We start from the raw sequence: 26507 nt of genomic DNA, 5'->3' as shown, positions 1-26507 counted from the left end.
ACGACGCGTGCCGGAGTCCCACCATGCCGGACCGCCTGGACCGCATCCTCGCTCTGCTCTCTCCCCACGTACCGCTTGACGAGCCGCCTGCGCCGACCGGCGCGCGCGGCGCAGCGCCAGGCCGGCGTCTGCTGCCATTGCTGGTCGCGGCCGTGGTCGGCGCCAGTGCGCTGACCGGCTGCGCCAGTGCGCGCGATGCCCGGTCGGCCCAGGCCGATCCGGCACGCGCGGAGGCAAAGTCCGACGGCGCCGAGCCCGACCGGCCGATGTTCACGTTGAGCAGCGACGGCGAGCTCGAGCCGACCCCGGCCACGCCGCTGCCGCCCAAGATGCCGCTGCCCGAGCTGCCGCTGACGGCCGACATCATGTATCGCGTGCTGGCCGCCGAGATCTCGATGCAGCGGGGCCTGACCGGCCCGGCCTATCGCACCTACGTGGAACTGGCCCGCTCGACCCGCGATCCGCGTTTCGCGCAGCGCGCCACCGAAATCGCCTTCAATGCGCGCGTCCCGCAGCAGGCCCTCGATGGCGCCCGTCTGTGGACCGATCTGGCGCCGACCTCGCCGGCCGCGCGTCAAGTACTGTCGACCCTGCTGGTGCTGAACGCGCGCTGGGAGGAGGCCGAGCCGCTGCTTTCGCTGCAGCTGAACGGCGTGCCGCCGAGCCATCGGCCCGAGGCCATCCTGCAATTGCAGCAGCAACTGTCGCGCACCAGCGATCCGGCCGGAGCCGCCGCATTGCTGCAGCGGCTGGTCGCCAACGACATGCAGTCGGCCGAGACGCGGCTGGCACTGGCGCGGGCCAAGGAGACCGCCGGCGATGTGCCTGGCGCCCTGGCCGAGCTCGACGAAGCGCAGCGCCTGCGTCCCGACTACGAAGCGGCGGCGCTGATGGCGGCCGAGCTGCGCGCCGACAATGCCCCCGAGCAGGCCATCGCGGGCCTCAAGCGCTTTCTCGACAAGGCCCCGGCTTCGGTAAACGGCCGCATCACGCTGGCGCGGGTCTACCTGCAGCGCAACGAGATGGACGCCGCGCGGCGCGAATTCGAGGCGCTGCGCAAGGTCGCGCCCGACGATCCACGCGTGCCGCTGGCGCTTGGCCTGACCGGACTGCAGGCGCGGCGCTACGACGAGGCAGAGCGCTATCTGCACGAATACCTGCGGCTGGCCGAAAAGGCACCGAGTTCCAATCCCGACGTCGCGTACCAGTATCTGGCGCAGATCGCCGAGGAGCGCAAGGACTACGCGGGCGCGGTGCAGTGGCTGGACCGGATCGAGGACCAGCGCATGGTCGGCGCGGCATCGGTCAAGCGCGCACAGATGCTGGGCCGCATGGGCCGGTTCGACGATGCGCAGGCGATCTTCGGCGACATGCTGGCCGACGCCGAAGACATCGCCGATCCCGATCAGCGTGCGCAGCGGATGATGGCGGTGCGCCAGGCCGAGGTCGGCATGCTGATGGAAGTCAAGGCCTACGACCGCGCGCGCAAGGTGCTGGACGAACGCATCAAGGCCGAGCCCAACAACGCCGAATGGCTGTACGAGCTGGCAATGCTGGACGAGCGCGAGAAGCGCTACGACAGCATGGAACGCCGGCTGCGCCAGTTCATCGCGTTGCAGCCGGACCAGAAGCAGGGCTACAACGCGCTGGGCTATTCGCTCGCCGATCGCAACATCCGGCTGCAGGAAGCGCTGAAGCTGCTGGAGAAGGCCACCGAACTGGGGCCCGACGATCCCTACATCATGGATAGCCTGGGCTGGGTCAAATTCCGCCTGGGGCAGCTGCAGCCCGCGGCCAAGCTGCTGCGCGACGCTTATGCGAAGGCGCCCGAGGCCGAGATCGCCGCGCATCTGGGCGAGGTGCTGTGGCAGCTCGGCGAGCGCGACGAGGCGCGCAAGACCTGGGAGGAAGGCGTCAAGCTCGACCCGAACAACGAGACGCTGGTCGAGACGCTGCGGCGCTACAACGTGCGGCTGGCGCAGTAGCGTGCCATAGCGTCGACGGCTTTTGCGCGTTGCACGGCCGCCGGCCTCCGTCGCCATTCATCGCCCAACCATCGACATCCGCCGCCGGCACGGCCGCGCGACCGCGCGCCGTGACCCGGCATCGATCTCCGTTCTACGCATGGACCGATCCCGCCGTACCCTGACCCTGCTTTGCCTGTCCGCGCCGCTGTGGCTCGCTGCCTGCGCCAGCGTCACGCCGTCGCGCCAGTTCGATGCCGCCGCCGGTGCCCGCGCCAGCGAACTGACCGGGCGCTTCGCCGCCAATTACGTCCGCTATGGGCGTGACGAGGGCGTGCAAGGCAGCTTCCATTGGCGCGAGCAGGGCGACAACGTGCGGCTGGACCTGATCTCGCCGCTCGGCCAGACCCTCGCCGTGGTCACCGCGACGCCGTCGGGCGCGACGCTCGACCTGCCCAACGAACCGCCGCGCAACGCGCCGCAGGTCGATGCACTGCTCGAGCAGAGCCTGGGCTTCGCACTGCCGGTGGCCGGCATGCGCGACTGGCTGCGTGCCCGCCCCGCGCCCGGCGCCCCGGCCAGCGCCACGCGCGACGCCCAGGGCCGGCTCGAGACGCTGTCGCAGAACGGCTGGACCGTGCGCTACGCTGCCTGGCAGGCCGCGCCGGATGGCGTGCAAACGCTGCCGCGCCGGATCGACCTGGCGCGCGATGGCGCCGGTGGACCGATGTCGGTCAAGCTGGTGATCGACGCCCCTGCTTCGCACTGATCGCGCTCCGATCGCACGCTGCACGTACCCGTCGCTCGATCCTCGCTCCGCTCCATCCCAGTCCGATGTCAGCCTCCCTGCCTCCCGCGCAACTGCGCGACTGTCCCGCGCCGGCCAAGCTGAACCTGTTCCTGCATGTGACCGGCCGCCGTCCAGACGGCTATCACATGCTGCAGACCGTGTTCCAGCTGATCGACTGGAGCGACACGCTGCATTTCGAACGCCGCGACGACGGCGCGGTCGTTCGTGTGACGGACGTCCCCGGTGTGCCGGCGGACGGTGATCTGGTGGTGCGCGCGGCGAAGGCGCTGCAGGCGGCCACGGGAACCCGCTACGGGGTCGAGATCGCGCTCGACAAGTTGCTGCCGATGGGCGGCGGCATCGGTGGCGGCTCCTCCGACGCCGCCACCACGCTGCTGGCGCTGAACCGGCTGTGGGGCCTGGGCTTGCGGCGCGAACAGTTGATGCGGATCGGTCTGAGCCTGGGCGCCGACGTGCCCTTCTTCGTGTTCGGCCAGAACGCCTTCGCCGAGGGAATCGGCGAGGAGTTGACCGCGGTCGATCTGCCGGACAGCTGGTTCGTGGTCATCCATCCACGCCAGCATGTGCCGACCGCAGCAATTTTTTCCGATGAACGCTTGACAAGGGATACGCCCATCTCCATAATTGCGGACTTCGCTGCTTGCACAAACAAATTCGGTTTCGGTCGCAACGACCTGGAAGCGATAGCGACAGCGAAGTTCGGCGAAGTTGCCCGAGCCCTTGTCTGGCTGAGACAGTTCAGCCCCGAGGCAAGGATGACCGGTTCCGGTGCCTGTGTGTTTGCACGCTATACTGACGCGCAAACTGCGCAACAGGTACTCGATCGGTTGCCATCCGAATGGGATGGCAGATGCGTGAGAAGTTTGTCGCGCCATCCGCTCGCAGCTTTCGCATAGCAAGTTTTCGTTCGGCGTTGTGGCTGTCGGCGCAACGAAGAACGGTCCCGGTTGTGTAGGGGAGTCGCCAAGTCGGTTAAGGCACCGGATTTTGATTCCGGCATTCGAGGGTTCGAATCCTTCCTCCCCTGCCATTACATTCCTCGCAGATCTGCAGAATCTGTCGCCGGCAGCGCCGGCGACCATCCCCCAGCAGCAAGACAGGTGCCCCTCATGAGTAGCGACGGCTTGATGGTATTCACCGGCAACGCCAACCCCAAACTCGCGGAGGCTGTCGTGCAGCACCTCGGCATCCCGCTGGGCAAGGCGCTGGTGGGCCGATTCTCCGATGGCGAAGTCCAGGTCGAAATCCAGGAAAATGTCCGCGGCAAGCACGTCATCGTGCTGCAGTCCACCTGCCAGCCGACCAATGACAACCTGATGGAACTGATGGTGATGGTCGACGCGCTCAAGCGCGCCTCGGCACGCAGCATCACCGCCGCCATGCCCTACTTCGGCTATGCCCGCCAGGACCGCCGCCCGCGCTCGGCGCGCGTCGCGATCTCGGCCAAGGTGGTTGCCAACATGCTGGAAGTCGCCGGTGTCGACCGCGTGCTGACGATGGACCTGCACGCCGACCAGATCCAGGGCTTCTTCGATATCCCGGTCGACAACATCTACGCCTCGCCGGTACTGCTGGGCGATCTGCGCGAAAAGAACTACGGCGATCTGCTGGTCGTCTCGCCCGACGTGGGCGGCGTGGTGCGCGCCCGCGCGCTGGCCAAGCAGCTGAACTGCGACCTGGCCATCATCGACAAGCGCCGTCCCAAGGCCAATGTGGCCGAGGTGATGAACATCATCGGTGAAGTCGACGGCCGCAACTGCGTGATCATGGACGACATGATCGACACCGGCGGTACGCTGTGCAAGGCGGCCCAGGTGCTGAAGGAACGCGGCGCGCAGAAGGTGTTCGCCTACTGTACCCACCCGGTGCTGTCCGGCGGCGCGGCCGCCCGCATCGCCGACTCGGCGCTGGACGAAGTGGTCGTCTGCGACACCATTCCGCTGCGCGACGACGCACGCCAGACCGGCAAGATCCGCCAGCTGTCGACCGCCTCGCTGCTGGCCGAGACGTTCACCCGGATCGTCAAGGGCGACTCGATCATGTCGCTGTTCGCCGATTCCTGAACTTCCTGTTAGAATTCAAGGCTTTGTCGCGTCCGCCGGCTTGTTCGCAAGCGGCGATGCGGCGCAGAGGCGCCCGGTCACCGTACCTGGCGCCGATTCATCGGGCTGTCTGGTCGCGGGCAGCCCTCTTACTTTTTGGAGTCCACCATGAAAGTCATCGCTTTCGAGCGTAGCGTACAGGGTACGGGTGCGAGCCGCCGCCTGCGCAATGCCGGCAAGACCCCCGGCATCATCTACGGCGGCACCGCCGAGCCGAAGATGATCGAGCTCGATCACAACGCGCTGTTCCACGCGCTGAAGAAGGAAGCCTTCCACTCGTCGATCCTCGACCTGGAAGTGGGCGGCACGACCGAGAAGGCACTGCTGCGCGCCTTCCAGATGCACCCGTTCAAGCCGCTGGTGCTGCACGTCGATTTCCAGCGCGTGTCGGCCACCGAGAAGATCCACGTCAAGGTGCCGCTGCACTTCATGAACCAGGAAACCGCTCCTGGCGTGAAGCTCGGCCACGGCATCATCAACCACATCCTGAATGAACTGGAAGTGTCGTGCCTGCCGGGCGACCTGCCGGAATTCATCGAGGTGGACATGGGCGCCGTCGAACTGGGCCAGACCGTTCACCTGTCGGACCTGAAGCTGCCGCAGGGCGTGACCCCGATCACGCACGGCGACGACAACCCCGCCGTGGCGACCGTCGCCCTGCCGGCCGGTGGTGTGTCGGAAGCCGCCAGCGAAGGCGAAGGCGAGACGCCGGCCGCCTGATCGGCGCCAGCCCTCGGCTGACCCGGCGGCCCTGTCGTTATCGACAGGCGCCGCCAGAAAGACCGCCGGTTCGTCCGGCGGTTTTTTTTCGCGTATGCTTCCCTGCTGCGCCGCGGCCCGCCGCCGTGCATGCCTGCCACCGAACCCGTTAGCACCATGATCAAGCTCATCGTCGGCCTCGGCAATCCCGGGGCGGAATACGAAGCCACCCGGCACAATGCCGGCTTCTGGCTGATCGACCAGCTGGCCCGCATGGCCGGCGCCACGCCGCGCGTGGAAGGCCGCTTCCATGGGCTGGCGGCGCGCGCGCGCCTGTGGGACCAGGATATCTGGCTGCTGAAGCCATCGACCTTCATGAACCGCTCCGGATTGGCGGTGGTGTCGCTGGCCCGCTTCTACAAGATCCTGCCCGACGAGATTCTGGTCGCGCATGACGAGATGGACCTGCCGGCCGGCGCGGTCAAGCTAAAGCGCGGCGGTGGCTCCGGCGGACACAACGGTTTGAAGGACATCTCCGCGCATCTGTCGACGCCGGAATATTGGCGGCTGCGCATCGGCGTGGGCCATCCCCGCAATGCCGGCGGCGCCGGCGATCGGGAAGAGGTCGTCAACTTCGTGCTCAAGCCCCCGCGCCGGGAAGAGCAACAGGCCATCGACGAGGCCATCGACCGCAGCGTGGCGCCGCTGTCGCTGCTGGCAAAAGGCGAAGCCGAACGCGCGATGATGCAGTTGCATTCGGCAAAATAATAGCTGGATGGTCGACCCTGCCGCCCGATAACCGTGGCGGGCCGACGCCCCGGCCGTCGAGCGGTTCAAACGACTAAGGCGACCGGTTCGGCTTCCGCGGCGAGCTTCGATTCAGGGCGACGCCGCAACCCTTTTTCAACAGCGCACCGGATACCATCGCCATCCACGAGATTGCGGATTTTGATCTTCAGTTCCTCGACGATGGGGCCTTTGACACTCGGATCGAAAGAGCAAAACCGCAGTGGCCAAAGATCTTCCCGGGTCAAACCGATCTGTTTCAAGGTGTGCTTGATCAGCCGTCGCGCGTTGGCATCATGCCCGCCGTCCTTGTCTAGCATTCGGACCGCCTGGTCGATGACATCGTCAAGCGATGGCAGCTCGTTGTCCTTCGGCCCGCCCTCTCCCGATGCAACAGCGTTATTGTTGTCCTTATCAATCGCCGCCTGGATGGATTTCGCGGAATTGCGATTCCGAATTCCGGCATAGAGGGTCCAACCGGCCAATGCCAGGCCGCCGATGATGCCGAACAGAATACCGCCGGTCGAGACCCCGCCTACCACCAGGAACAAGGCCAAAGAAATCGCGCCGACGGCCATCGCGGTGGCGCCATAGGCGATCCGCCATTTGCCCACGCGGATTTGGTTGTTGGCGTCGTCCTGAGCGCGAACTTCGTTGCGTTCGGCATGCGTGAGCAGAGACTCTGCCAGCCGACCCGCCTCCGCCAACCCGGCTTGCTGGCGCTCCTTCGCATCCTTGAGTCGCTCTTTGGCATCATTGATTGCCTTCAGCGCCCCGGTCGCCGCGGACAGCTTCTTCAGGCCGTCATGCCATCGCAACGCTCCCGCGACGATATGGAGGGCGCCACACCCGAGGCTGAATGCAAAGCCGCAGATGGCAGTCGCTGTGGCGTTGATCGGCACCGTCGCAAGGTGTAATAGCTCGCTAATCTTGAAGCTATCCCAAAGCAACGCCAAATTGCAGCCGACGCCACCGCCTTGCAGGATGCCGTCACGCGTGAACATGACGGAGGAGTGCTTCAGAGTATTGGCAGCCTCGCGACGGTCTATTTGCGCCGTTTCATATTCCAGGTAATTTACCGCCAATTCCTGCGTCGGCTTTCCCTTCAGCCGATCGCCTTTCGAAGGCTGTACGACCAAAATGCCGCCGTCGGCAGAATATGCATGGAGCACCTCGGTATCTGGCGCTAGAGTTTCGCCTGCAGTTCCAGCCCTTAGCTTCGCCTTCTGGACGTCGGCTTTCTGGCTCCGGATGTAATTTGCAAACGCCTCATGCCCCTCCCCGTTGTCGTCGACCTGCCGACCGGTGCGGTGATGCCTGTCAGCGTGCCTCGCAAACACAACCGAAGTTATGATCATCTCGGCGAACGATGCCACGGTTCCAAGCGCGATTCCAGCTTGGGAAACGGTATGCCTGGTGCCCTCCGCGGCGAATCGAGTGGTAAGAAGCGTCGACGATGGATTTGCGCGGAAGAAGGCTGTGATGGAATCTATGAACGCGCCAACTCTATACAGAGCGATGCTGCTCCAGCCGTAATACAAACCCGTATTGGCACAAGCCACCCGCCGCTCTCCCGGCAAAACTCCACGCCGGTCGGCAAGCCAGCTCACATAGGTAACATGGCCGCGCACGCTTCCCATGGATCGTCTCCTCCTAAGTCTGCTTGGTACGACGAACATTCTGTCGGACCCAAACTACTATCCGGCATCTGTTAAGCCACATCGCCGTTGGGATGCCTTGTTTATGTCAAGAGCCACCGCCACCGGCGGTTTCGCACCACGGAACCTCGGGACGCGCATACATGGCGGCAACGATTTCCTGGTGCCGGCGATCCCTCCGGGCCCGATCTACCGCATATCGCGGAGTAGCCATGTACCGCAATAGGCGCCGGTTATCTATCTCTCTCTCCTCGGAGGGATATATAGGAATTGTGGATTCGCTGATCGCCGTGGACGGGGGAAATCCATTAAATCGATTCCGCATGATTTCTACAGCCGGGAAACCACACTTTGGATCTTTGCCGTGCTTTTCCCAGCGCCGTTGAATAACGACGGCAGTATTGGCCAATCCAAGTACAGCGGCGGATTTGATGGACGTGGATGGTGGAACCAATTCGAGAATCCGCTTCCATCTCACCTCATCCCGTCCCCTGGAATTGTCACCACCCAGCCTCTGTGCCTGTGCGATGGCACCGAGCAGCGGCTCGGCTTCCTTCGCAGTGTCCGCGTTAAGAAAAAGCGGCGTTGCGTAATGAAACAGCGCGTCGAGGAAGTCTGCCCCAACTCCTGCACATGCTCCGCGGCGCGCAAACTCGGTCAGCACGGTGATGGCCCAATAGGGGGAACGCGCAAAGGCGTGTTGGAATACGCTGTGCAGAACCTCGAGCTTGGTGCTTTCCGTCAGCTTGTGGAACAACGGCCAAACCTCGTGGAATACTCGTTCCGGGATACGAGGGTACATTTTGCCGAGCCGCTTGAGCGTCTCCTCGAATATCGTCCTTGCACGCCAGCGGTTCCATCGGTACCCGGTGAAGAAATTGAGCAATAGCGATACATCCTTCATGCATGACGACTGCGACCTAAAATCCAGGCTCTTTTTCGACGCAATCAAATCGCGAAACAACTGGAATTCTGGCCAATAAGGTTTGAGCTGCCGATAAAGGAGCCGGCATGTCATGGCGAGCGTTGCCCGTTCAAAGGGGTCGGCGAGGTAAGCGAGAATCTTGTCGGTTGCCACCTTCGGCAAAGCGGCGATGTGTTTGTTCTCCGCTTCCGGGGTGCGCCGCGGAGCCTCCGTTCGGGAAAAAACCTTGGCTATGCCTGCGATGACGCCTTGCGGATTGTTGCGCAAGGCAATTGTCGACCCATCCACGCCAAGTCGGCCCTCGAACCGGCCGAACGACGTCATTTCATAGGTGCTGGTACCCGGCAACGCCGGGCTTGGATAACCCTCGGTGCAGATTTGCGGCATGGCGCTCTCCCGAGCTGTAGGAATGCCGTGCACAGTCGCATGTTGGCGATGGCTGCCGCTTAACAAATGCGCGGGATCTGACGACTTTTGGTTGCATTCGGTCCCTGCGGTGTTGCATTGTGCGCGGTCGATAACGGACCGGCGTAAAAAAACCCCGCCATGGTCTTTGGCGGGGTTCTATTGCGGCGCCCGGTATGCAGCCGGCGCCTGGCCTAGTCGCGCACGCTGTGTCAGGCGGCGTGCTTGGCGGCCGTCAGCAGGCGGTAGCGCTGCATCAGCACTTCCTGTGTCTCGACTCGGTTCGGATCGCGGGGGATGCAAGCGACGGGACACACCTGCTGGCATTGCGGCTCGTCAAAATGGCCGACGCACTCGGTGCATTTGTTGGGGTCGATTTCGTAGATCTCGGGCCCCATCGAAATTGCTTCGTTCGGGCACTCGGGCTCACAAACGTCGCAATTGATGCAATCGTCGGTGATCATCAGCGCCATGATATTTCCTTCTGCAGTCCGGCCATCGCCGCGCCAACTGTGCGCGGTGCGCCGCTGGAGCCGCCCGCGCCCGACTGGCCGCGTCCTGACGGTTCCGAACCCCGTATTCTAGGCGTTTTCGGGCCGGCCCGCCGGGCCGGCCCCGGCTTGTAGCGGCAGCCGATCGAGGACTCAGTCGCCCTTGCCGATCTTTTCCTTGAGCCAGCGCTCGACCGAAGGGAACACGAACTTGCTGACGTCGCCTCCCAGCACCGCGATCTCGCGCACGAAGGTGCCGGAGATGAACTGGTATTGATCGGACGGGGTCAGGAACATCGTTTCGACGTCCGGCAGCAGATAGCGGTTCATGCCGGCCATCTGGAACTCGTACTCGAAGTCCGACACGGCGCGCAGGCCACGCACGATGACGCGCGCATTGTTCTTGCGCACGAAGTCCTTCAGCAGGCCGGAAAAGCCGTCGACGCGCACATTCGGATAGTGGCCCAGCACTTCCTTGGCGATGCCGATGCGCTCCTCCAGCGAAAAGAAGGGGCGCTTGTTGGGGCTATGGGCGACTCCGACCACCAGCTCATCGAAGATATTGGACGCCCTGCGCACCAGATCCTCGTGTCCCCGGGTCAATGGATCGAACGTGCCGGGATAGACCGCGACGACCATGCTTCCTCCTTGTTCTGCCCGCTGCCGTGAACCGGCAAGCCGCACCGGCACCGGCTTTGCAGCCGGCTTGCGCCGATGCCGCCAGGCGAGCGTTGGCGACAGCGGCGTAGTGTACCCCTAAATGCGCGGCTTGAAAGCCGCCGAGCCGAGCGGGCGGGAGCGCCTTGGGCGATCATCGCGCACTGGCGCGCGAAGCGCCAGCGCCCGATTCAGTCGGCCGCGCCGCGATGGCGCAGCAGGTGGAAATGCACGGCGCCGGCACGCGCGTGGCGCACGATTTCCAGCGAGGCGGGCACCGGCGCATCGGCGCCATGCAACGGGCTTTCCGATTCGACATAGACCAGCCCCGCCGCGTGGGTCAGCCGCTCGGCATGGGCCAGCGCTGGGCCGATCCAGTCCTCGGCGAACGGCGGGTCAAGAAAGACCACGTCGAAACTGGCGGCCGGCATCTGTGCCGCGATGGCGAAGGCATCACCTTGGACGATCTGGATCTGCTCCGCGCCGAGGCGGCTCTGGTTGTCGCGCAGTTGCCGAGCCACGCGCGGATTGGCCTCGACCATCGTGACATGGGCGGCGCCGCGCGAGGCGGCCTCGAAGCCGAGCGCGCCGGAGCCGGCGAACAGGTCCAGGCAGCGCTGGCCGGTCAGGTCCTGGCCGAGCCAGTTGAACAGCGTTTCCCGCACGCGGTCCGGCGTGGGCCGCAGCCCCTCGGCATCGAGCACCGGTAGCGGCGTGCGCTTCCAGCGCCCCCCGATGATGCGCACCTGCGCGGGAGCCTGGCGGGGGGAGAACGAGGGGACGCGCCCACGGGGCGCGGTCTGGGAGCGCCCGCCGGCGGCGGGCTGCGGAGAGGGGGAACGCGGACTCATTCCGTGATTGTAGAGCCTGCCGCGTCGTTGCCTGGCGCCGGCGCGCAGGCCGCGTCGGGTCGCTATGCGCGGGAGCGCACTGAGCGGCGAGCCCGGGCAGGCGCCGGAGCGGCGGCGCGGGCCGGCGCCGCCAGGCTCATCGAGCGGCCGCGGTCGGCGCGCCGGCGGGGCCGCCGGTAGGCCCGCCGACGATCACGGTGGCCATCGCGTCAGGGCGCACATGCCGCTGGAAGGCCTGCCTGACATGCTGGCGATCGACCTTGGCGATCTGCGCGGTCCAGGTATCGAGATAATCCAGCGGCAGGCCGTACCAGCCGATATTCGCGACGTTGGTCAGCAGCTTGCGGTTGCTGTCGATCCGCAGCGGGAAGCCGTTGATCAGATTGTCCTTGGCCGCCTTCAGCTCGGCCTGCGTCGGCCCTTCCTCGACGAAGCGCTTGAGCACCTGCCGCACCAGCGCGAGCGCCTCGTCGGTCTGCGCCTTGCTGGTCTGCAGGCCGATGCCGAACGGTCCCGGCTGCTTGGACGGCGCGAAATAGCTGTCGACGCCGTAGGTCAGGCCGCGCTTCTCGCGGACCTCCTCGGTCAGCCGCGAACTGAAGCCGCCGCCGCCGAGCACATAGTTGCCGACCAGCAGCGCGAAATAGTCGGGGTCGCCGCGCGCGATGGCCGGCTGGCCCAGCACGACCGTGGCCTGCTGCGCGGGATGCGGGACGCGCTGCACGCTGGCGCCGATGTCCATCTTTACCGCCGGCATCTCCGGCGGCGCGGCGCCGTTGGGCAGCCCGCGCGTCAGCAGCTCGGCGATCTGTTCGGCCTGGCGGCGATCGATCGCGCCGATCAGCGTGACGACCGCGCGCGAGGCCGCGTAGTTGGCGCGCCAGAAGCGCTCCAGGTCGGCGCGCGTCACCGACGCCACCGATTCGGCGGTGGCCGACATGCCGTACGGGTGGTTCGGGTAGATGGCCTTGGACAGCAGCTTGTCGGCGATCACGCCAGGGCGCGTATCGCCCTCGCGGATCGCCGCGATCATCCGTTCCTTCTCGCGTGCGACCACGGCCTCGGGGAAGGTCGGTGCCTTGATCAGCTGCGCGGCCAGCGTGACCGACTGCGTCAGCTCCGGATTGGAGGTCAGCGTACGCAGCCCGATGCCGCCGCGGTCGCCGCCGGCCGCGCCGCCGAAGCTGGCGCCGGTATCGGCGAAGGCGTCGGCGATCTGCGCTTCGTCGCGCGCCGGCTGACCGTCCACGGCGCCCGTGCCCTTGTCGAGCAGCGCCGCCGTCAGCGTTGCCAGCCCCGCCTTGCCGGCGGGGTCATAGCGGCTGCCGGCATCGAAATCGACGTTGATGTCGAGCATCGGAATCGACGGGCTGCGCACGAAATAGACGCGGGCGCCGGTCGACGCGGTCCAGTGTTCGATCGGAATGGCCGCTTGCACGGTAGCGGCGCCAAGGCCCGCCAGCAGGCCGGCGGCGATCGTCAGCGCCTGGCGCGCGCGCGCCGCGGGACGGGAAAACGGAAGCGAATCGATGGCGAACATCGGCGGTCCTCAGTGGCGCAGGCCGGACGGAGCCTGGGGCTTGGGCGGGTTGGGATCGATCGGCTGCGGCAGCAGCGTCGCCACGGTCAGGTTGTCCTCGCTGAAGTATTTGCCCGCCACCGTCTTGACCTGATCCGGCGTGACCTGCTTGATCCGCTCGAGGATGCGGTCGAGCTGCTGCCACGAGATGCCGGCGATCTCCGCCACGCCGATCTCCATGCCCTGGCCGAACACCGAGTCGCGCTTGTAGATCTGTCCTGCCACGACCTGCGCCTTGACGCGCCGCAGTTCCTCGTCGGACACGCCTTCGCGCGCGATCCGTTCGATCTGCTGGCGCAACGCGCGCTCGATCTCTTCGGTGGTATGGCCGTTGGCCGGCGTGCCGTCGAGCACGAACAGCGACTCGCCGCGATTGATGCCGTCGTAGCCGACGTTGACGTCGTCGGCCAGCCGCTGCGTACGAACCAGGTCGCGCGTCAGCCGTGCATTGTCGTAGCCGTTGAGCACGGCGGCCAGCACCTCGAGCGCATACGGATCGATGTCCTTTTCGACGTCGCGCAGCCGCGGCACCTTGTAGGCCAGCACCAGATAGGGATTCTCGGCGGGCGCCTTGACCCAGATCCGCTTGACGCCCTTCTGCGGCGGCTCGATCTGGGGCTTGCGCACCGGCAGCGCACGCGGCTTGAGCTTGCCGTAGGTGCGTTCGGCCAGCGCGCGTACCTCGGCAGGATTGACGTCGCCGGCCACGACCAGGATCGCGTTGTTCGGCACGTACCACTCGCGATACCAGGCGCTGACGTCGTCGACGCGCATATTGACCAGGTCGTTCATCCAGCCGATCACCGGATGGCGATAGCCGGCGCTGGTATAGACCGTGGCCAGCAGCTGTTCGTAGACGGTGCCGCGCGGGGAGTCGTCGGTACGCAGCCGGCGCTCTTCCATCACGACCTTCATCTCGCGCTCGAAGTCCTCGGCGCGGATCACCAGGTTGGCCATGCGATCCGCTTCGAGCTCCATCATCCGCGGCAGATGCTGCTTGGCGATCTGCTGGAAGTACATCGTGAAATCGCGATTGGTCATCGCGTTCTCGCGGCCGCCGAGCGCGGCGATCTGCCGCGAGAACTCGCCCGGCCCGACCTTGGGCGTGCCCTTGAACATCATGTGTTCGAGCATATGGGCCACGCCGGTGGTGCCGCTGACCTCGTCGATACCGCCGACGCGATACCAGACCTGATGGGCGACCGTGGGCGCGCGATGGTCTTCCTTGACGATCACGCGCATGCCGTTGGCGAGCTTGAACTCGGTGGTGCCGCCGTCGGGGACGGCAGCCTGTACCGCCGCCCCGGGGGCCGGCGGCGCGTCGACCGCGACGCCCTGCGCATGCGCCAGCGGCAGCCACGCGGTGGCAGCGAGCAGCGCGAGCGAGGCCAAGCGAGAGGGCCGCCATGATGGCGAAGGGGAATGCCGGCGCCGGTCGGCACCGTTCGAGACATGCTGATGGGCGGGCGTTGAGCCCTGCCACGTCGACGCCGCGGTCGACCCTGCGCGATGGTTCATGCGACCCCGTCTGCTAGAATTTTGGCGATTGATTCTACCGGGGTATGGACCCCTTTCCCAATGTTTAGTTTCTGGAAGAAGCGCAAGGCCGAGCCGACCGATGCGCCCGCCGAGGCGTCGACGCAGGCAACCTCGGCCCCGGCGGCGCAGGCACCGATCGCCACAGCGCCGTCGGTCAGCGCCGCACCGGCGCAGCCGGAAACGGTGGCGCCGCCCGCGCCGATCGAAGCGCCCGCTCCGGCCGCCGAAGCCAAACCCGCACCGTCCCGACTGTCGCCGCTGTCGTGGTTCACGCGATCCTCGCAACCCGCGGCGGAAGCCGCTCCGCAGGTGTTGCCACAGGCAGAGCCGCAGCGCGAGCCGGAGACGCAACGCGAGCCACAACGCGAGCCCGAGCCGCAAACGGAACCGCAACCCGAACCGCTGCCCGAACCGCTCCCCCAACCGCAAGCGGCACCGCAGCCGGCCCCCGCCGCGCAGCCCGCGCCGCCGTCCCCGCCCGCGCCCGCCGCCACCGACGACGGCGATGACGGCGATGACGGCGAAATGGTGCTGGTCCCGGTGCCGCCGCCGAGCGAGGAGGCCAAGCGCGGCTGGATGCAGCGGCTGCGCACCGGCCTGTCCAAGACCAGCCGCGGCATCAGCACGCTGTTCGTCGGCGTCAAGGTCGACGAGGCGTTGTTCGAGGAGCTGGAGACCGCGCTGCTGATGGCCGACGCCGGCGTCGAGGCCACCGAATATCTGCTCGGCGAGCTGCGCCGCCGCGTCAGGAGCGAGCGCATCGACACCGCCGAGGGCGTACGCCTGGCGCTGCGCGATCTGCTGACCGAGCTGCTGCGTCCGCTCGAGAAGACCATGGAGCTCGGCCGCGAGCAGCCGATGGTGATGATGATCGCGGGCGTCAACGGCGCCGGCAAGACCACCAGCATCGGCAAGCTGTGCAAGCACTTCCAGCACTACGGCCAGTCGGTGCTGCTGGCCGCGGGCGATACCTTCCGCGCCGCCGCGCGCGAGCAGCTGACGATCTGGGGCGAGCGCAACAACGTCACCGTGGTCTCGCAGGAGAGCGGCGATCCGGCCGCGGTGATCTTCGACGCGGTCAACGCGGCCCGTGCGCGCGGCGTCGATATCGTGATGGCCGACACCGCCGGCCGCCTGCCGACGCAGCTGCATCTGATGGAAGAGCTGAAGAAGGTCAAGCGCGTGATCGGCAAGGCGATGCCCTCCGCGCCGCACGAGGCGCTGCTGGTGATCGACGCCAATACCGGGCAGAACGCGCTGGCGCAGGTCAAGGCCTTCGACGATGCGCTGCAGTTGACCGGCCTGATCGTGACGAAGCTCGACGGCACTGCCAAGGGCGGCATCCTGGCCGCGATCGCGCGCCAGCGTCCGGTGCCGGTCTACTTCATCGGCGTGGGCGAGAAGGTCGAGGACCTGCAGCCGTTCAAGGCCGACGAATTCGCGCGGGCGCTGCTGGGCGACTGAGCACGCGTTCTCGGACACGACAGCAGGAAAACGGGCGCCGCTGTTTCCAGCGGCGCCCGTTTTTTCATTGACGGCCTTTCGCTTACTCCGCGTCGGGCTGCGCCTTCGGTGCGGCCTGCTGGAACGCCGGCAGCTCCATGCACGCGTCGAAGATCCGCACGATGGTCGGATACGGGTCCAGATCGACCTGGAAGCGCTGCGCGTTGAAGACCTGCGGCACCAGGCAGATATCGGCCAGCGTCGGCGTATCGCCCAGGCAGAAGCGGCCGGCCTTGCCCTCGCGCGTCAACGTGGCTTCGAGTCCGGCAAAGCCGACCTCGATCCAGTGCCGATACCAGGCGTCCTTGGCTTCCTCGCTGACGCCGAGCGTGTGCTTCAGGTACTTGAGCACGCGCAGGTTGTTCAGCGGATGAATCTCGCAGGCGATCGACTGCGCCACTGCGCGCACGTAGGCGCGGTCCAGCGCCGTGCCGGGCAGCAGCGCCGGCTCGGGATGGGTCTCGTCCAGGTATTCGACGATCGCCATCGACTGCGACAGCGCGTGGTCGTCGTCCAGCAGCGTCGGCACCAGCGCGTTGGCGTTCAGCGCGCGGTATTGCTCGCTCAGTTGCTGGCCGCCATCCTTGAGCAGATGCACCGGCACGTATTCGAAGGGCAGGCCCTTGAGCGCCAGCGCGATGCGCACGCGGAACGCCGCCGAACTGCGGAAATAGCTGTAGAGCTTGAGCATCGCCTCAGACCACCTTGACCGTCAGTTCGCCCACGCCTTCGATCGCGCACTGCATGCGATCGCCCTTGACCACCGGGCCCACGCCCTCGGGCGTGCCGCTGTAGATCAGATCGCCCGGCTGCAGCTCGAACAGCTTCGACAGGTACGACACCATCTCGGGCACCGACCAGATCAGGTCGGACAGGTCGCCACGCTGCTTCTCGGCGCCATTGACCGCCAGCGTCACCGCGCCGCGCTCGGGATGGCCGATCGCCTGCACCGGCACGATCGGGCCGATCGGCGCCGATTGGTCGAAGGCCTTGCCGGTCTCCCACGGACGTCCGGTTTTCTTCGATTCGTTCTGCAGGTCGCGGCGGGTCATGTCCAGACCGACGGCATAGCCGAACACATGCGCGGCGGCCTGCTCGACCGGGATGTCACGGCCGCCCTTGCCGATCGCGACCACCAGCTCGACTTCGTAGTGCACGTTGTTCGAGCCCGGCGGATACGGGAACGTGCCCTCGGCGCCGTCGGCCACCGGGCTGACCGCGTCGCTCGGCTTGCAGAAGAAGAACGGCGGTTCGCGGTCCGGGTCCGATCCCATCTCGCGTGCGTGGGCGGCGTAATTGCGCCCGACGCAGTAGACCCGCCGCACCGGAAAACGCGCGCTGCTGCCGCGCACCGGCACGCCGGTGGGCGCGGGGGGTTGGAATACGAACTCCTCGGTCATGCATCTCTCCACTGGATGGCTTCTGGAATGGATATCGGAGCGCGGTCCGGACGGCGCGGCGAGCGCCGGGCCGGGACCGGCGCGGCGAGGGCATCGGCGGTGCCCGCCCCCTCGCGGCAGGGCATCAGCATACACCGGCCGCCCCATCGCGGGGCAAGCGGCGCCCCAAAACCCGGCGTGATTCTTGCATGAAGCAGGCAGCAGACATCGGCCGCCGAGGCGGCCATGGAAAAGCCGGCCACAAGCCAACTAGCGAGCCAACAAGCGAGCCGGCCACCGACCGTCGGCCACCGCCTGACCAAACCCATGAATCGCCGCCCGTCCCCGCCCTCCACGACGCGTTCCGCGCCCTCGGCCGCCACGCCTGCCGCCCCGGCTTCGGGCGGGCGGCCGCTGCGGATCCTGCTGGTGCGCGATCCGCTCGACGCCGATCCGCTGAACGTCGACACGATCCGCGCCGGCCTGGCGGCCGCCGGCTTCAGCGAGGTCGAGACGGTCGACGCCGACCTCGCGTTGCCGGACGTCATCGCCGCGCGCCAGCCGGACCTGATCATCATTGCCTCGGAGTCGGCGGCGCGCGATACGGTCGAGCACGTCTGCGTCTCGACCCAGCATGCGCCGCGCCCGATCGTGCTGTTCACCGACAACGACGACGCCGAGCGCATCAAGGCCGCGCTGACGGCCGGCATCACGGCCTATATCGTCGACGGCCTGCGCGCCGAGCGGGTCAAGACCGTGCTCGATGTCGCCTACGCGCGCTTCCAGCTGGACCAGGCGCTGCGCGCGGAGCTCGACGCGACCCGGCTGAAGCTGACCGAGCGCAAGGTGGTCGAACGCGCCAAGGGCCTGCTGATGCAGGCGCGCGGCCTCAGCGAGGACGAGGCCTACAAGCGGCTGCGCACCATGGCGATGGAGCGCGGCATCAAGCTGGTCGACGCCGCCCAGCGCGTGATCGACGTGATGGGCTAGGACCGTCGCGTTCTTTTTGGAGTCTTGCATGCCCCCTCGCCCCAGTCCCGCCAAAGTCCGGCGCCCGGCCGTCGTTGCCGATGCACTCGGGTGCAGCGCCGACGCGCCGCCCGCCAGCCAGGGTCGCGGCCGCGCGCGGACGGACCTGACGGGATCCGCCTTGATGACGCTGGTCGATCCGATGGTGCGCGCGGGCGCCTGGGCGGCAGGCTCGGACGCGCCGGAGAAGACCGAGGTCCGGATCGGCTTCATCCCGCTGACCGACTGCGCCTCGATCGTGATGGCCGCCGCGCTGGGGCTGGACCGCAAGCACGGCATCCGCATCACGCCGGCCAGGGAGGCCTCGTGGGCCGGGGTGCGCGACAAGCTGGTCAACGGCGAGCTCGACGCCGCGCACGTGCTGTACGGGCTCATCTACGGCGTGCAGCTGGGCATCGGCGGACCGAGGAAGGACATGGCGGTGCTGATGAACCTGAACCACAACGGCCAGGCGATCTCGCTGTCGACGAAGTTGGCCGACAAGGGCGTCCGGGACGGCGCCAGCCTGCGCGCCTACATGACGCGGGAAAAGCGCGAATACACCTTCGCGCAGACCTTCCCCACCGGCACGCATGCGATGTGGCTGTACTACTGGCTGGCGGCCCACGGCATCGATCCGATGCGGGAGCCGCGCGCGATCACCGTGCCGCCGCCGCAAATGGTGGCCAATATGCGGCTCGGCCAGATGGACGGCTTCTGCGCCGGCGAACCGTGGCACGCGCGCGCGATCGCCGACGGCATCGGCTTCACCGCCGAGACCACGCAGGGCATCTGGCGCGACCATCCCGAGAAGACGCTGGGCACCACGGCCGAATTCGTGCAGATGTATCCGAACACGGCGCGCGCGATGGTGGCCGCGGTGCTGGAGGCATCGCGCTTCATCGACGCGTCGGCGTCGAATCGCCGCAGGACCGCCGAGACCATCGCCGCGCCATCCTGTGTCGACACCGACATGGAGCTGATCCTCGACCGCATGCTGGGCCGCTATGCCAACGGGCTGGGCAGGACCTGGGACGACCCCGATGCGATGCATTTCCATCGGGACGGCGAGGCGAACTATCCCTACCTGTCGGACGGCATGTGGTTCCTGACGCAGCACAAGCGTTGGGGATTGCTGAAGGAACATCCTGACTATCTGGCGGTGGCCCGCCAGGTCAATCGGCTCGACGTCTACCGGCAGGCCGCCACGGCCGCGCAGGTACCGCTGCCGGCCAGCGAATTCCGCACGGCCACGCTGATGGACGGCGTGATCTGGGACGCCACGCGCGACCCGAAGGCTTATGCCGACGGCTTCGCGATCAAGGCCTGAATGGCGGTGGCCGGCCGCCGCGCGGGCCGCCTGGCGTATCGCGCTATCATCGACCGATACGTACCCCCTGCTGCACCCCCGCTGCCCCGCTCTCACCGTACAGCATCACCGCACCGCCATGTCCGCTGACCGCCTCGACACTCCGCCCGCCTTCTCTGCGGCCCCCTATATCAAGGAAATCGGCCGCGGCGTCGCCGGCGCCCGTGCGCTGCCGCGCGACGATGCGCGCCTGCTGTTCGATGCAATGCTGTCCGGACGCGTCTCCGACCTCGAACTCGGCGCCGTGCTGATGGCGTACCGGATCAAGGGCGAGGCGCCGCACGAGCTGGCCGGCATGCTGGAGGCCGCGCATGCGCACTGCCTGCCGCTGCCGGCGCCGGAGCGTCAGGTGGTGGTCATCCCGAGCTACAACGGCGCGCGCAAGCAGCCCAATCTGGTACCGCTGCTGGCGCTGCTGCTCGCGCGGGAGGGTATCCCGGTGCTGGTGCACGGAACGCGCGAGTTCAATCAGCGCGTCACCAGCATCATGCTGTTCGAGGCCCTGGGGATCGCGCCGTGCGCGACGGTCGACGAAGCCGCGCGACGGCTCGCGCAGCCGGGCGGCGGCGATACCGATCCAGGCCCGCTGGCGGTGCTGCCGATCGACGTGCTGTCGCCGGCCCTGTCGGCGCTGCTCGACAAGCGCACCGTGATCGGGCTGCGCAATTCCTCGCACACGATCGTCAAGATGCTGCAGCCGGTCGGCGCGCACACGCCTGCCGAGGCGCTGCGGCTGTACAGCTACACGCACCCCGAATACCGCGAGACGCTGACCGATTACTTCTCGCACGAGCCGGCCAACGTGCTGCTGGCGCGCGGCACCGAGGGCGAGGTCGTGGCCGACGCCCGCCGCGGCAGCCGCATCGACTGGCTGCACGACGGCCATCAGCGCACGCTGGTGGACCCGATGTCGGGCTCGGTCGCCGACGTGCCGGCGCTGCCGCCGGGCACCGACGTGGCGCTGACAGCCGCGTGGATCCGCCAGGTGCTGGCGGGGGCCGTGCCGGTGCCCGCCCCGATCGCGACGCAGATCGAGACGATCCGCGGTTGCCTGCGCGACAGCGCGCGGGTCAGCTGGGTCAGTCCGCTGTAGCGACTTGGGTACGCACCACTCGATCCTTGCTCCCCTCTCCCGTCCGCGGGGGAGCGGGGTCGGGGAAGAGGGCAAAGGCGCCACCATGGCGGACGGCGGCGGCATAGCGACTGCCTTTCCCTCTCCCCAGCCCCTCTCCCGCAAGCTGGAGAGGAGAGCCGTCAAGCGTGGGCCAGGAGTGCCCTCATGTCATTGGCTCTGTCAGACCCGCCGCGGCGGCAGCGGAATCCGCTCGGTCTCGCCCGGTACGTGCGGGAACTCGTCGTTCTCCCAGCGCCGCGCCGCCTCTTCGATCGCCTCGCGGGTGCTGGCGACAAAATTCCAGAAGATATGCCGCCGGCCGTCGACGGGTTCTCCGCCGAGCAGCATCAGCCGGGACGGCTCCAGCGCCGTGACGGTCGCCTCGGCGCCGGGCGTCAGCACCGCCAGGTGCTCGGCCGGCAGCGCGATGCCGTCGATCGCGGCGGCGCCATCGACCAGATAGAGGCCGCGCTGCTCGTGCTCGGGCGGAATCGCCAGGCTGGCGCCGGCGTCGAGCTCCAGCGCGGCGTACAGCGTGCGGCTGAACACCTGCACCGGCGAGCGTGCGCCGAAGGCGTCGCCGGCGATCACGGTGATGCGCGCGCCGCCGTGGACCAGCCGCGGCAGCGTGTCGGCCGGATGGTGGAAGAACGACGGCGAGACCGTCTCGTGCTCGCGCGGCAGCGCGACCCAGGTCTGGATCCCATGCAGCCGCGGGCCGGCGTCGCGGGCGGCCTGCGGCGAGCGCTCCGAATGGACGATGCCGCTGCCCGCGGTCATCCAGTTGACGTCGCCGGGCCGGATGGTCTGTTCGCTGCCGACGCTATCGCGATGGACGATTTCGCCTTCGAACAGATAGGTGACGGTGGCCAGCCCAATATGGGGATGAGGGCGCACATCCATGCCCTTGCCGGGCTCCAGTTGAACCGGACCCATGTGGTCGAAGAAGATGAACGGCCCAACGGTTTGCGCGGCGGCGGAGGGCAGCACCCGCCGCACCGAGAAGTCGCCGATATCTCTTACATGCGGTTTCAACAAATGTTCAATGGCGGACATGGCAGACACTCCAAGGGCGTGGCGGATCGACGCAATGCTGGCAAGTGTAGCCTTTGCGGCCCGATGGCATGGTCTCTGCAGCAGAACCGGCACGGGCGCCGGCCCTCTAATGAACTTGTGTCCGTCTTCGCAGCGATTTCCGGGCGACTTCCCAGCAACCTGGAGCGCTATGGAATTTTTCCTCCGATATTCTGGAACTATCGTAGCGGACCGGACTCCAATTAGCACTCACCCGGCTGGAGTGCTAATATGCGTTGCATTGCAGTGTGGGAAGCGCCGGCCACGACGCCGTCGATGCTTCCGACACGCGGGCACGCCGCCCGCCGGATGCGAAAGGAGCCCTGAGTGAACGCAGTCCTGTCTGCCGATTCGATCACCATGAACAACACCCTGCCGATGGTGCCGCAGCGCGCCAACAGCATGGCCCTGACCCTGCCCGCCGGGCTGGGCAATCTCGACAGCTATATCCAGGCTGTCCACCGTATTCCGATGCTCACCGCCGAGGAGGAGCAGCGGCTCGCGCGCGAGCTGCGCGATCACGACTCGGTCGAGGCGGCACGCCGGCTGGTGATGTCGCACCTGCGTCTGGTCGTGTCGATCGCCCGCCAGTATCTGGGCTATGGCCTGCCGCACGCGGACCTGATCCAGGAAGGCAATATCGGCCTGATGAAGGCCGTCAAGCGCTTCGACCCGGACCAGGGCGTGCGCCTGGTGTCGTACGCGATCCACTGGATCAAGGCGGAGATCCACGAGTACGTGCTGCGCAACTGGCGCATGGTCAAGGTCGCGACGACCAAGGCCCAGCGCAAGCTGTTCTTCAACCTGCGCAGCCACAAGCAAGGCGCCCATACCTTCACGCCGGACGAGATCGACGCGGTCGCCCGCGAGCTGAACGTCAAGCCGGAAGAAGTGATGGAGATGGAAACCCGCTTGTCGGGCGGCGATCTGGCGCTGGAAGGCCAGGTCGACGACGGCGAGGAGGAGTTCGCGCCGATCGCCTATCTGGCCGACAACCACAACGAGCCGACGCGCGTGCTCGAGGCCAAGCGCCAGGACCGGATGCAGGTCGAGGGCCTGGAACAGGCGCTGACCAAGCTCGATCCGCGCAGCCGCCGCATCATCGAGGCGCGCTGGCTGCAGGTCAACGACGACGGCTCGGGCGGCGCCACGCTGCACGAACTGGCCGACGAGTTCGGCGTGTCGGCCGAGCGCATCCGCCAGATCGAGTCCGCCGCGATGAAGAAGATGAAGGGCGCGCTGCAGGCCTTCGCCTGATGGGCGCCGCCCGCAGGCCATAAACGGCAAGCCACAAGCCAGCCGCTGGCTCCCCGCTTGCGCGGGGGTGACGGCGGCGACAAGGGCCGGGTTCCGCAAGGACCCGGCCCTTTTCTTTTGCCGCTCCGGCGCCGCACCGCACGTGGGCGTGCCCCCTCCGACTCGGGGTTTGCCCGCATCGCGCGGCCGTGATGTTGACAATCACGCGGCTGTGATCTACAAATCCGTACACAACTACAAACGATTTTGTAGACAATTCTGTCTACAAAACAAATCCTGAGAGCGGATTCCCGATCCTTCGATCCACACCGCCCATCCGGCGCCTTCCGCGCGCCTACCACCGCATGGCATCGCCTTGAGGAGACAAGCATGATGCACACCACCGCGCCTGCCGCCGCCGAGCTGCAGGACAGCGCGTCCGTCCACCATGGCAACGCGCTGATCAAGCCATCGTATGACGAACGGCTGACCAACGAAGACCTGGCGCCGCTGAAGAAGCAGACCTGGAGCACCTACAACATCTTCGCGTTCTGGATGTCGGACGTGCACAGCGTCGGCGGCTACATCACGGCCGGCAGCCTGTTCGCGCTGGGCCTGACCAGCTGGCAGGTGCTGGTCGCGCTGCTGGTCGGCATCGTCATCGTGCAGTTCTTCTGCAATCTGGTGGCCAAGCCGAGCCAGGTCACCGGCACCCCGTATCCGGTGATCTGCCGGGCCTCGTTCGGCGTGCTCGGCGCCAATATTCCGGCGGTGATCCGCGGCCTGATCGCGGTGGCGTGGTACGGCATCCAGACCTATCTGGCCTCGTCGGCCTTCCTGGTGCTGGCGCTGCATTTCTTCCCGTCTCTGGCGCCCTATGCCGACGTCAAGCTGCATGGCTTCGCCGGGCTGTCGACGCTGGGCTGGGCGGCCTTCATGACGCTGTGGGTACTGCAGGCGCTGGTGTTCTGGACCGGCATGGAAACCATTCGCAAGTTCATCGACTGGGCCGGCCCCGCTGTCTATGTGGTGATGATCCTGCTGGCGATCTGGCTGGTGAACAAGGCCGGCTGGAGCAACGTCAGCTTCACGCTGAGCTTCGTCAAGTACAGCGGCTGGGAAGCGGTACCGGTGATGCTGACCGCGATCGCGCTGGTGGTGTCGTACTTCTCCGGCCCGATGCTGAACTTCGGCGACTTCTCGCGCTACGCGAAGAACTTCGGCGCGGTTCGCAAGGGCAACTTCTGGGGGCTGCCGATCAACTTCCTTGGCTTCTCGCTGCTGACCGTGATCACGACCTCGGCCACGCTGCCGGTGTTCGGCAAGCTGATCACCGATCCGGTGGAGACCGTCAGCCATATCGACAGCACCTTCGCGATGGTGCTGGGCGCGCTGACCTTCATGACCGCCACCATCGGCATCAACATCGTCGCGAACTTCGTGTCGCCGGCGTTCGACTTCTCCAACGTGTCGCCCAAGCACATCAGCTGGCGCACCGGCGGCATGATCGCCGCGGTCGGCTCGATCTTCATCACGCCCTGGAATCTGTACAACAACCCGCAGGTCATCCACTACACGCTGGACGTGCTGGGCGCCTTCATCGGGCCGCTGTTCGGCATCCTGATTTCCGACTACTACCTGGTGCGCCGCCAGCAGGTCGACGTCGACGACCTGTACACGATGCGTCCGCAGGGCAAGTACTGGTACACCCGCGGCTACAACCCGGTAGCGATCGCCACGATGATCCCGGCCGCGATCATTCCGATCCTGTGCGTGGTGGTGCCGGCCTGGCAGGGCCTGGCCAACTACAGTTGGTTCATCGGCATGGGCATCGCGCTGGTGCTGTACCGCGTGCTGGCGCGCCGCATGATGCCGCATTTCTTCGCCGCCGCCTGACACGCGGCCTGACACGCGGCCTGAACCCGACGACCCGACGACCGACGACCTGACCCGACCACGACGTTTGCCATGAAGCTCAAGATCATCAACCCCAACACCACGCAAAGCATGACCGACAAGATCGGCCAATGCGCCCGCACCGTGGCCTCGCCCGACACGCGCATCGTCGCCGTCAGCCCTCGCATGGGTCCGGCTTCCATCGAGAGCCACTATGACGAGGCGCTGTCGGTGCCGGGCATCCTCGAGGAGATCCGCCTGGGCGAGGCCGAGGGTGTCGAGGGCTACGTGATCGCCTGCTTCGGCGATCCGGGGCTGTACGCGGCGCGCGAGATGGCACGCGGTCCGGTGATCGGCATCGCCGAGGCCGCGATGCACATGGCCAGCCTGATCGGCACCAGCTTCAGCGTCGTCACCACGCTGGCGCGGACCTGCAATATCGCCTGGCATCTGGCCGAGCGCTACGGCATGGAACGCTTCTGCCGCGACGTGCACGCCTGCGATCTGCCGGTGCTCGAACTGGAGCGGCCGGGCTCGGACGCGCGCCGCATCATCACCGAATCGTGCCGCCAGGCGCTGGCGCAGGACCGCAGCGACTGCATCGTGCTCGGCTGCGCCGGCATGACCGACCTGTGCGAGGAGATCGCCGAGGCAATCGGCGCGCCGGTCATCGACGGCGTGGTGTCGGCGGTCAAGATGGTCGAGTCGCTGGTCGCGATCCGGCTGCGCACCAGCAAGCGCGGCGATTGGGCCAGGCCCTTGCCGAAGGCCTACGCCGGCATGCTGGCACCGTTCGCGATCAACTGAGGCGCGGCCTTCATCGCTTACCGCCTTCATCGCTTACCGCCTTCATCGATTTCCGCATACCGCAGATCATGTCCACTCCGCTCACTGCTTCCCGCTCGCCGGTCGGTGCCGATGCCGGCCACCCCTATCCCCGCGACCTGATCGGCTACGGCTCGCGGCCGCCGCATGCCCACTGGCCCGGCGGCGCCCGCGTTGCGCTGCAGTTCGTGCTCAATTACGAGGAAGGCGGCGAGAACTGCGTGCTGCACGGCGACGCAGCCTCCGAGCAGTTCCTGTCCGAGATCGTCGGCGCGGCGGCCTACCCCGACCGCCACATGAGCATGGAGGGCATCTACGAATACGGCTCGCGGGCCGGCGTCTGGCGCATCCTGCGCGAGTTCGAGCAGCGCGGCCTGCCGCTGACCATCTTCGGCGTGTCGATGGCGCTGCAGCGCCATCCCGAGCTGACCCGCGCCTTCGTCGAATTGGGCCACGAGATCGCCTGCCACGGCTGGCGCTGGATCCACTACCAGAACATCGACGAGGCCACCGAGCGCGAGCACATGCGCATCGCGATGCAGATCATCCGCGAGCTGACCGGCAGCGCGCCGCTGGGCTGGTACACCGGCCGCGACAGCCCGAACACGCGCCGCCTGGTGGTCGAGCACGGCGGCT

24 protein-coding genes and 1 tRNA gene are annotated in these 26507 nt (G+C 66.9%); 15 read left to right on the top strand and 10 right to left on the bottom strand.

Annotated features, from left to right (window positions below; all coding sequences use genetic code 11):
• Nucleotides 1–23 precede the first annotated feature (23 nt).
• From LRR16_RS21850 to pth, 7 genes are all read left to right on the top strand, one after another.
• Nucleotides 24–1985: a tetratricopeptide repeat protein gene (locus LRR16_RS21850; protein ID WP_232207099.1), complete on the top strand. Its 1962-nt coding sequence runs from the start codon at nt 24–26 to the stop codon at nt 1983–1985.
• 139 nt (nt 1986–2124) lie between these two features.
• Nucleotides 2125–2733, top strand: coding sequence for a lipoprotein insertase outer membrane protein LolB (gene lolB, locus LRR16_RS21845; RefSeq protein WP_232207098.1), 609 nt, complete (start codon nt 2125–2127; stop codon nt 2731–2733).
• A 65-nt stretch (nt 2734–2798) separates the two neighbouring features.
• Nucleotides 2799–3671 (top strand): 4-(cytidine 5'-diphospho)-2-C-methyl-D-erythritol kinase, encoded by an 873-nt coding sequence (ispE, locus tag LRR16_RS21840; RefSeq protein ID WP_006576810.1) that lies wholly within the window; start codon nt 2799–2801, stop codon nt 3669–3671.
• Nucleotides 3672–3728: 57 nt separating this feature from the next.
• Nucleotides 3729–3805 (top strand) — tRNA-Gln (locus LRR16_RS21835).
• A gap of 79 nt (nt 3806–3884) precedes the next feature.
• The gene (locus tag LRR16_RS21830) at nt 3885–4838 is read left to right on the top strand and encodes a ribose-phosphate pyrophosphokinase (RefSeq protein WP_006576809.1); all 954 of its coding nucleotides are present in this window, start codon (nt 3885–3887) and stop codon (nt 4836–4838) included.
• Nucleotides 4839–4985: 147 nt separating this feature from the next.
• Complete coding sequence (locus LRR16_RS21825) at nt 4986–5597, top strand: 50S ribosomal protein L25/general stress protein Ctc (protein WP_006576808.1); 612 nt, start codon at nt 4986–4988, stop codon at nt 5595–5597.
• Between the two features lie 156 nt (nt 5598–5753).
• Nucleotides 5754–6344 carry an aminoacyl-tRNA hydrolase gene (gene pth, locus LRR16_RS21820; protein ID WP_006576807.1) on the top strand — a complete coding sequence of 197 codons (591 nt, stop codon included), beginning with the start codon at nt 5754–5756 and terminating at the stop codon, nt 6342–6344.
• Nucleotides 6345–6409: 65 nt separating this feature from the next.
• Here pth and LRR16_RS21815 read toward each other — a convergent pair whose 3' ends face one another.
• The 7 genes from LRR16_RS21815 to LRR16_RS21785 all read right to left on the bottom strand — a co-directional run bounded on the left by LRR16_RS21815 (nt 6410) and on the right by LRR16_RS21785 (nt 14446).
• Complete coding sequence (locus tag LRR16_RS21815; protein ID WP_232207097.1) at nt 6410–8002, bottom strand: hypothetical protein; 1593 nt, start codon at nt 8000–8002, stop codon at nt 6410–6412.
• Between the two features lie 106 nt (nt 8003–8108).
• Nucleotides 8109–9332 carry a hypothetical protein gene (locus LRR16_RS21810; RefSeq protein ID WP_232207096.1) on the bottom strand — a complete coding sequence of 408 codons (1224 nt, stop codon included), beginning with the start codon at nt 9330–9332 and terminating at the stop codon, nt 8109–8111.
• Nucleotides 9333–9562: 230 nt separating this feature from the next.
• Nucleotides 9563–9823, bottom strand: a complete 261-nt coding sequence (locus LRR16_RS21805) for a YfhL family 4Fe-4S dicluster ferredoxin (RefSeq protein WP_064572517.1) — start codon at nt 9821–9823, stop codon at nt 9563–9565.
• A 171-nt stretch (nt 9824–9994) separates the two neighbouring features.
• Complete coding sequence (gene coaD, locus LRR16_RS21800; RefSeq protein WP_006576803.1) at nt 9995–10480, bottom strand: pantetheine-phosphate adenylyltransferase; 486 nt, start codon at nt 10478–10480, stop codon at nt 9995–9997.
• Nucleotides 10481–10689: 209 nt separating this feature from the next.
• Nucleotides 10690–11244, bottom strand: a complete 555-nt coding sequence (rsmD, locus tag LRR16_RS21795) for a 16S rRNA (guanine(966)-N(2))-methyltransferase RsmD (RefSeq protein ID WP_064572515.1) — start codon at nt 11242–11244, stop codon at nt 10690–10692.
• Nucleotides 11245–11485: 241 nt separating this feature from the next.
• Nucleotides 11486–12889, bottom strand: a complete 1404-nt coding sequence (locus LRR16_RS21790; protein ID WP_232207095.1) for a pitrilysin family protein — start codon at nt 12887–12889, stop codon at nt 11486–11488.
• A gap of 9 nt (nt 12890–12898) precedes the next feature.
• Nucleotides 12899–14446, bottom strand: a complete 1548-nt coding sequence (locus LRR16_RS21785) for a pitrilysin family protein (RefSeq protein ID WP_232207094.1) — start codon at nt 14444–14446, stop codon at nt 12899–12901.
• Between the two features lie 60 nt (nt 14447–14506).
• Between LRR16_RS21785 and ftsY the strand changes: the two genes are divergently transcribed.
• Nucleotides 14507–15931 (top strand): signal recognition particle-docking protein FtsY, encoded by a 1425-nt coding sequence (gene ftsY / locus LRR16_RS21780; RefSeq protein WP_232207093.1) that lies wholly within the window; start codon nt 14507–14509, stop codon nt 15929–15931.
• Nucleotides 15932–16013: 82 nt separating this feature from the next.
• Here the strand turns inward: ftsY and maiA are convergent, their stop codons facing one another.
• Together maiA and LRR16_RS21770 are read right to left on the bottom strand one after the other, a co-directional pair.
• Nucleotides 16014–16661 carry a maleylacetoacetate isomerase gene (gene maiA, locus LRR16_RS21775; protein ID WP_064572513.1) on the bottom strand — a complete coding sequence of 216 codons (648 nt, stop codon included), beginning with the start codon at nt 16659–16661 and terminating at the stop codon, nt 16014–16016.
• 4 nt (nt 16662–16665) lie between these two features.
• Nucleotides 16666–17370: a fumarylacetoacetate hydrolase family protein gene (locus tag LRR16_RS21770; RefSeq protein ID WP_064572511.1), complete on the bottom strand. Its 705-nt coding sequence runs from the start codon at nt 17368–17370 to the stop codon at nt 16666–16668.
• Between the two features lie 306 nt (nt 17371–17676).
• Here LRR16_RS21770 and LRR16_RS21765 point away from each other — a divergent pair, with 306 nt between their 5' ends.
• The 3 genes from LRR16_RS21765 to ybiB all read left to right on the top strand — a co-directional run bounded on the left by LRR16_RS21765 (nt 17677) and on the right by ybiB (nt 20819).
• A complete protein-coding gene (locus LRR16_RS21765) occupies nt 17677–18339 on the top strand; it encodes an ANTAR domain-containing response regulator (protein ID WP_006578310.1) in 663 nt (220 codons plus the stop codon).
• 28 nt (nt 18340–18367) lie between these two features.
• Nucleotides 18368–19687 (top strand): CmpA/NrtA family ABC transporter substrate-binding protein, encoded by a 1320-nt coding sequence (locus LRR16_RS21760; RefSeq protein ID WP_232207092.1) that lies wholly within the window; start codon nt 18368–18370, stop codon nt 19685–19687.
• A 118-nt stretch (nt 19688–19805) separates the two neighbouring features.
• Nucleotides 19806–20819 (top strand): DNA-binding protein YbiB, encoded by a 1014-nt coding sequence (gene ybiB, locus LRR16_RS21755; protein ID WP_232207091.1) that lies wholly within the window; start codon nt 19806–19808, stop codon nt 20817–20819.
• Nucleotides 20820–21020: 201 nt separating this feature from the next.
• On the opposite strand, the gene LRR16_RS21750 is transcribed toward ybiB, so the two are convergent.
• Nucleotides 21021–21896 carry a pirin family protein gene (locus LRR16_RS21750; RefSeq protein WP_064572507.1) on the bottom strand — a complete coding sequence of 292 codons (876 nt, stop codon included), beginning with the start codon at nt 21894–21896 and terminating at the stop codon, nt 21021–21023.
• A 378-nt stretch (nt 21897–22274) separates the two neighbouring features.
• Between LRR16_RS21750 and rpoH the strand changes: the two genes are divergently transcribed.
• The 4 genes from rpoH to LRR16_RS21730 form a co-directional block, all read left to right on the top strand.
• Nucleotides 22275–23171, top strand: a complete 897-nt coding sequence (gene rpoH / locus LRR16_RS21745; protein ID WP_023263656.1) for an RNA polymerase sigma factor RpoH — start codon at nt 22275–22277, stop codon at nt 23169–23171.
• A 369-nt stretch (nt 23172–23540) separates the two neighbouring features.
• Nucleotides 23541–25046, top strand: a complete 1506-nt coding sequence (locus tag LRR16_RS21740; RefSeq protein ID WP_156526345.1) for an NCS1 family nucleobase:cation symporter-1 — start codon at nt 23541–23543, stop codon at nt 25044–25046.
• Nucleotides 25047–25118: 72 nt separating this feature from the next.
• Entirely contained in the window at nt 25119–25853 is a 735-nt protein-coding gene (locus tag LRR16_RS21735) for an aspartate/glutamate racemase family protein (RefSeq protein WP_232207090.1), read from the top strand.
• Nucleotides 25854–25921: 68 nt separating this feature from the next.
• Nucleotides 25922–26507, top strand: a 586-nt coding sequence (locus LRR16_RS21730) for a polysaccharide deacetylase family protein (RefSeq protein WP_232207089.1), incomplete at its 3' end; no start/stop codon positions are given.

The organism is Cupriavidus sp. UGS-1 (assembly GCF_021213615.1).
Lineage (GTDB): Bacteria > Pseudomonadota > Gammaproteobacteria > Burkholderiales > Burkholderiaceae > Cupriavidus.
The sequence above is the reverse complement of the archived record's forward strand: the minus strand, read 5'-3'. Positions and strand labels throughout refer to the sequence as shown.

Excerpts from the sequence above, each read along its gene's own strand:
- ispE (WP_006576810.1), top strand. The coding sequence starts at position 2,799 with ATGTCAGCCTCCCTGCCTCCCGCGCAACTGCGCGACTGTCCCGCGCCG.
- LRR16_RS21790 (WP_232207095.1), bottom strand. The coding sequence starts at position 12,889 with ATGTTCGCCATCGATTCGCTTCCGTTTTCCCGTCCCGCGGCGCGCGCG.
- LRR16_RS21770 (WP_064572511.1), bottom strand. The coding sequence starts at position 17,370 with ATGACCGAGGAGTTCGTATTCCAACCCCCCGCGCCCACCGGCGTGCCG.
- rpoH (WP_023263656.1), top strand. The coding sequence starts at position 22,275 with ATGAACAACACCCTGCCGATGGTGCCGCAGCGCGCCAACAGCATGGCC.
- LRR16_RS21850 (WP_232207099.1), top strand. The coding sequence starts at position 24 with ATGCCGGACCGCCTGGACCGCATCCTCGCTCTGCTCTCTCCCCACGTA.
- LRR16_RS21740 (WP_156526345.1), top strand. The coding sequence starts at position 23,541 with ATGATGCACACCACCGCGCCTGCCGCCGCCGAGCTGCAGGACAGCGCG.
- LRR16_RS21785 (WP_232207094.1), bottom strand. The coding sequence starts at position 14,446 with ATGAACCATCGCGCAGGGTCGACCGCGGCGTCGACGTGGCAGGGCTCA.
- ftsY (WP_232207093.1), top strand. The coding sequence starts at position 14,507 with ATGTTTAGTTTCTGGAAGAAGCGCAAGGCCGAGCCGACCGATGCGCCC.
- coaD (WP_006576803.1), bottom strand. The coding sequence starts at position 10,480 with ATGGTCGTCGCGGTCTATCCCGGCACGTTCGATCCATTGACCCGGGGA.
- LRR16_RS21735 (WP_232207090.1), top strand. The coding sequence starts at position 25,119 with ATGAAGCTCAAGATCATCAACCCCAACACCACGCAAAGCATGACCGAC.
- LRR16_RS21805 (WP_064572517.1), bottom strand. The coding sequence starts at position 9,823 with ATGGCGCTGATGATCACCGACGATTGCATCAATTGCGACGTTTGTGAG.
- lolB (WP_232207098.1), top strand. The coding sequence starts at position 2,125 with ATGGACCGATCCCGCCGTACCCTGACCCTGCTTTGCCTGTCCGCGCCG.
- ybiB (WP_232207091.1), top strand. The coding sequence starts at position 19,806 with ATGTCCGCTGACCGCCTCGACACTCCGCCCGCCTTCTCTGCGGCCCCC.
- LRR16_RS21750 (WP_064572507.1), bottom strand. The coding sequence starts at position 21,896 with ATGTCCGCCATTGAACATTTGTTGAAACCGCATGTAAGAGATATCGGC.
- LRR16_RS21760 (WP_232207092.1), top strand. The coding sequence starts at position 18,368 with ATGCCCCCTCGCCCCAGTCCCGCCAAAGTCCGGCGCCCGGCCGTCGTT.
- LRR16_RS21765 (WP_006578310.1), top strand. The coding sequence starts at position 17,677 with ATGAATCGCCGCCCGTCCCCGCCCTCCACGACGCGTTCCGCGCCCTCG.
- maiA (WP_064572513.1), bottom strand. The coding sequence starts at position 16,661 with ATGCTCAAGCTCTACAGCTATTTCCGCAGTTCGGCGGCGTTCCGCGTG.
- LRR16_RS21815 (WP_232207097.1), bottom strand. The coding sequence starts at position 8,002 with ATGGGAAGCGTGCGCGGCCATGTTACCTATGTGAGCTGGCTTGCCGAC.
- LRR16_RS21825 (WP_006576808.1), top strand. The coding sequence starts at position 4,986 with ATGAAAGTCATCGCTTTCGAGCGTAGCGTACAGGGTACGGGTGCGAGC.
- pth (WP_006576807.1), top strand. The coding sequence starts at position 5,754 with ATGATCAAGCTCATCGTCGGCCTCGGCAATCCCGGGGCGGAATACGAA.
- LRR16_RS21830 (WP_006576809.1), top strand. The coding sequence starts at position 3,885 with ATGAGTAGCGACGGCTTGATGGTATTCACCGGCAACGCCAACCCCAAA.
- LRR16_RS21810 (WP_232207096.1), bottom strand. The coding sequence starts at position 9,332 with ATGCCGCAAATCTGCACCGAGGGTTATCCAAGCCCGGCGTTGCCGGGT.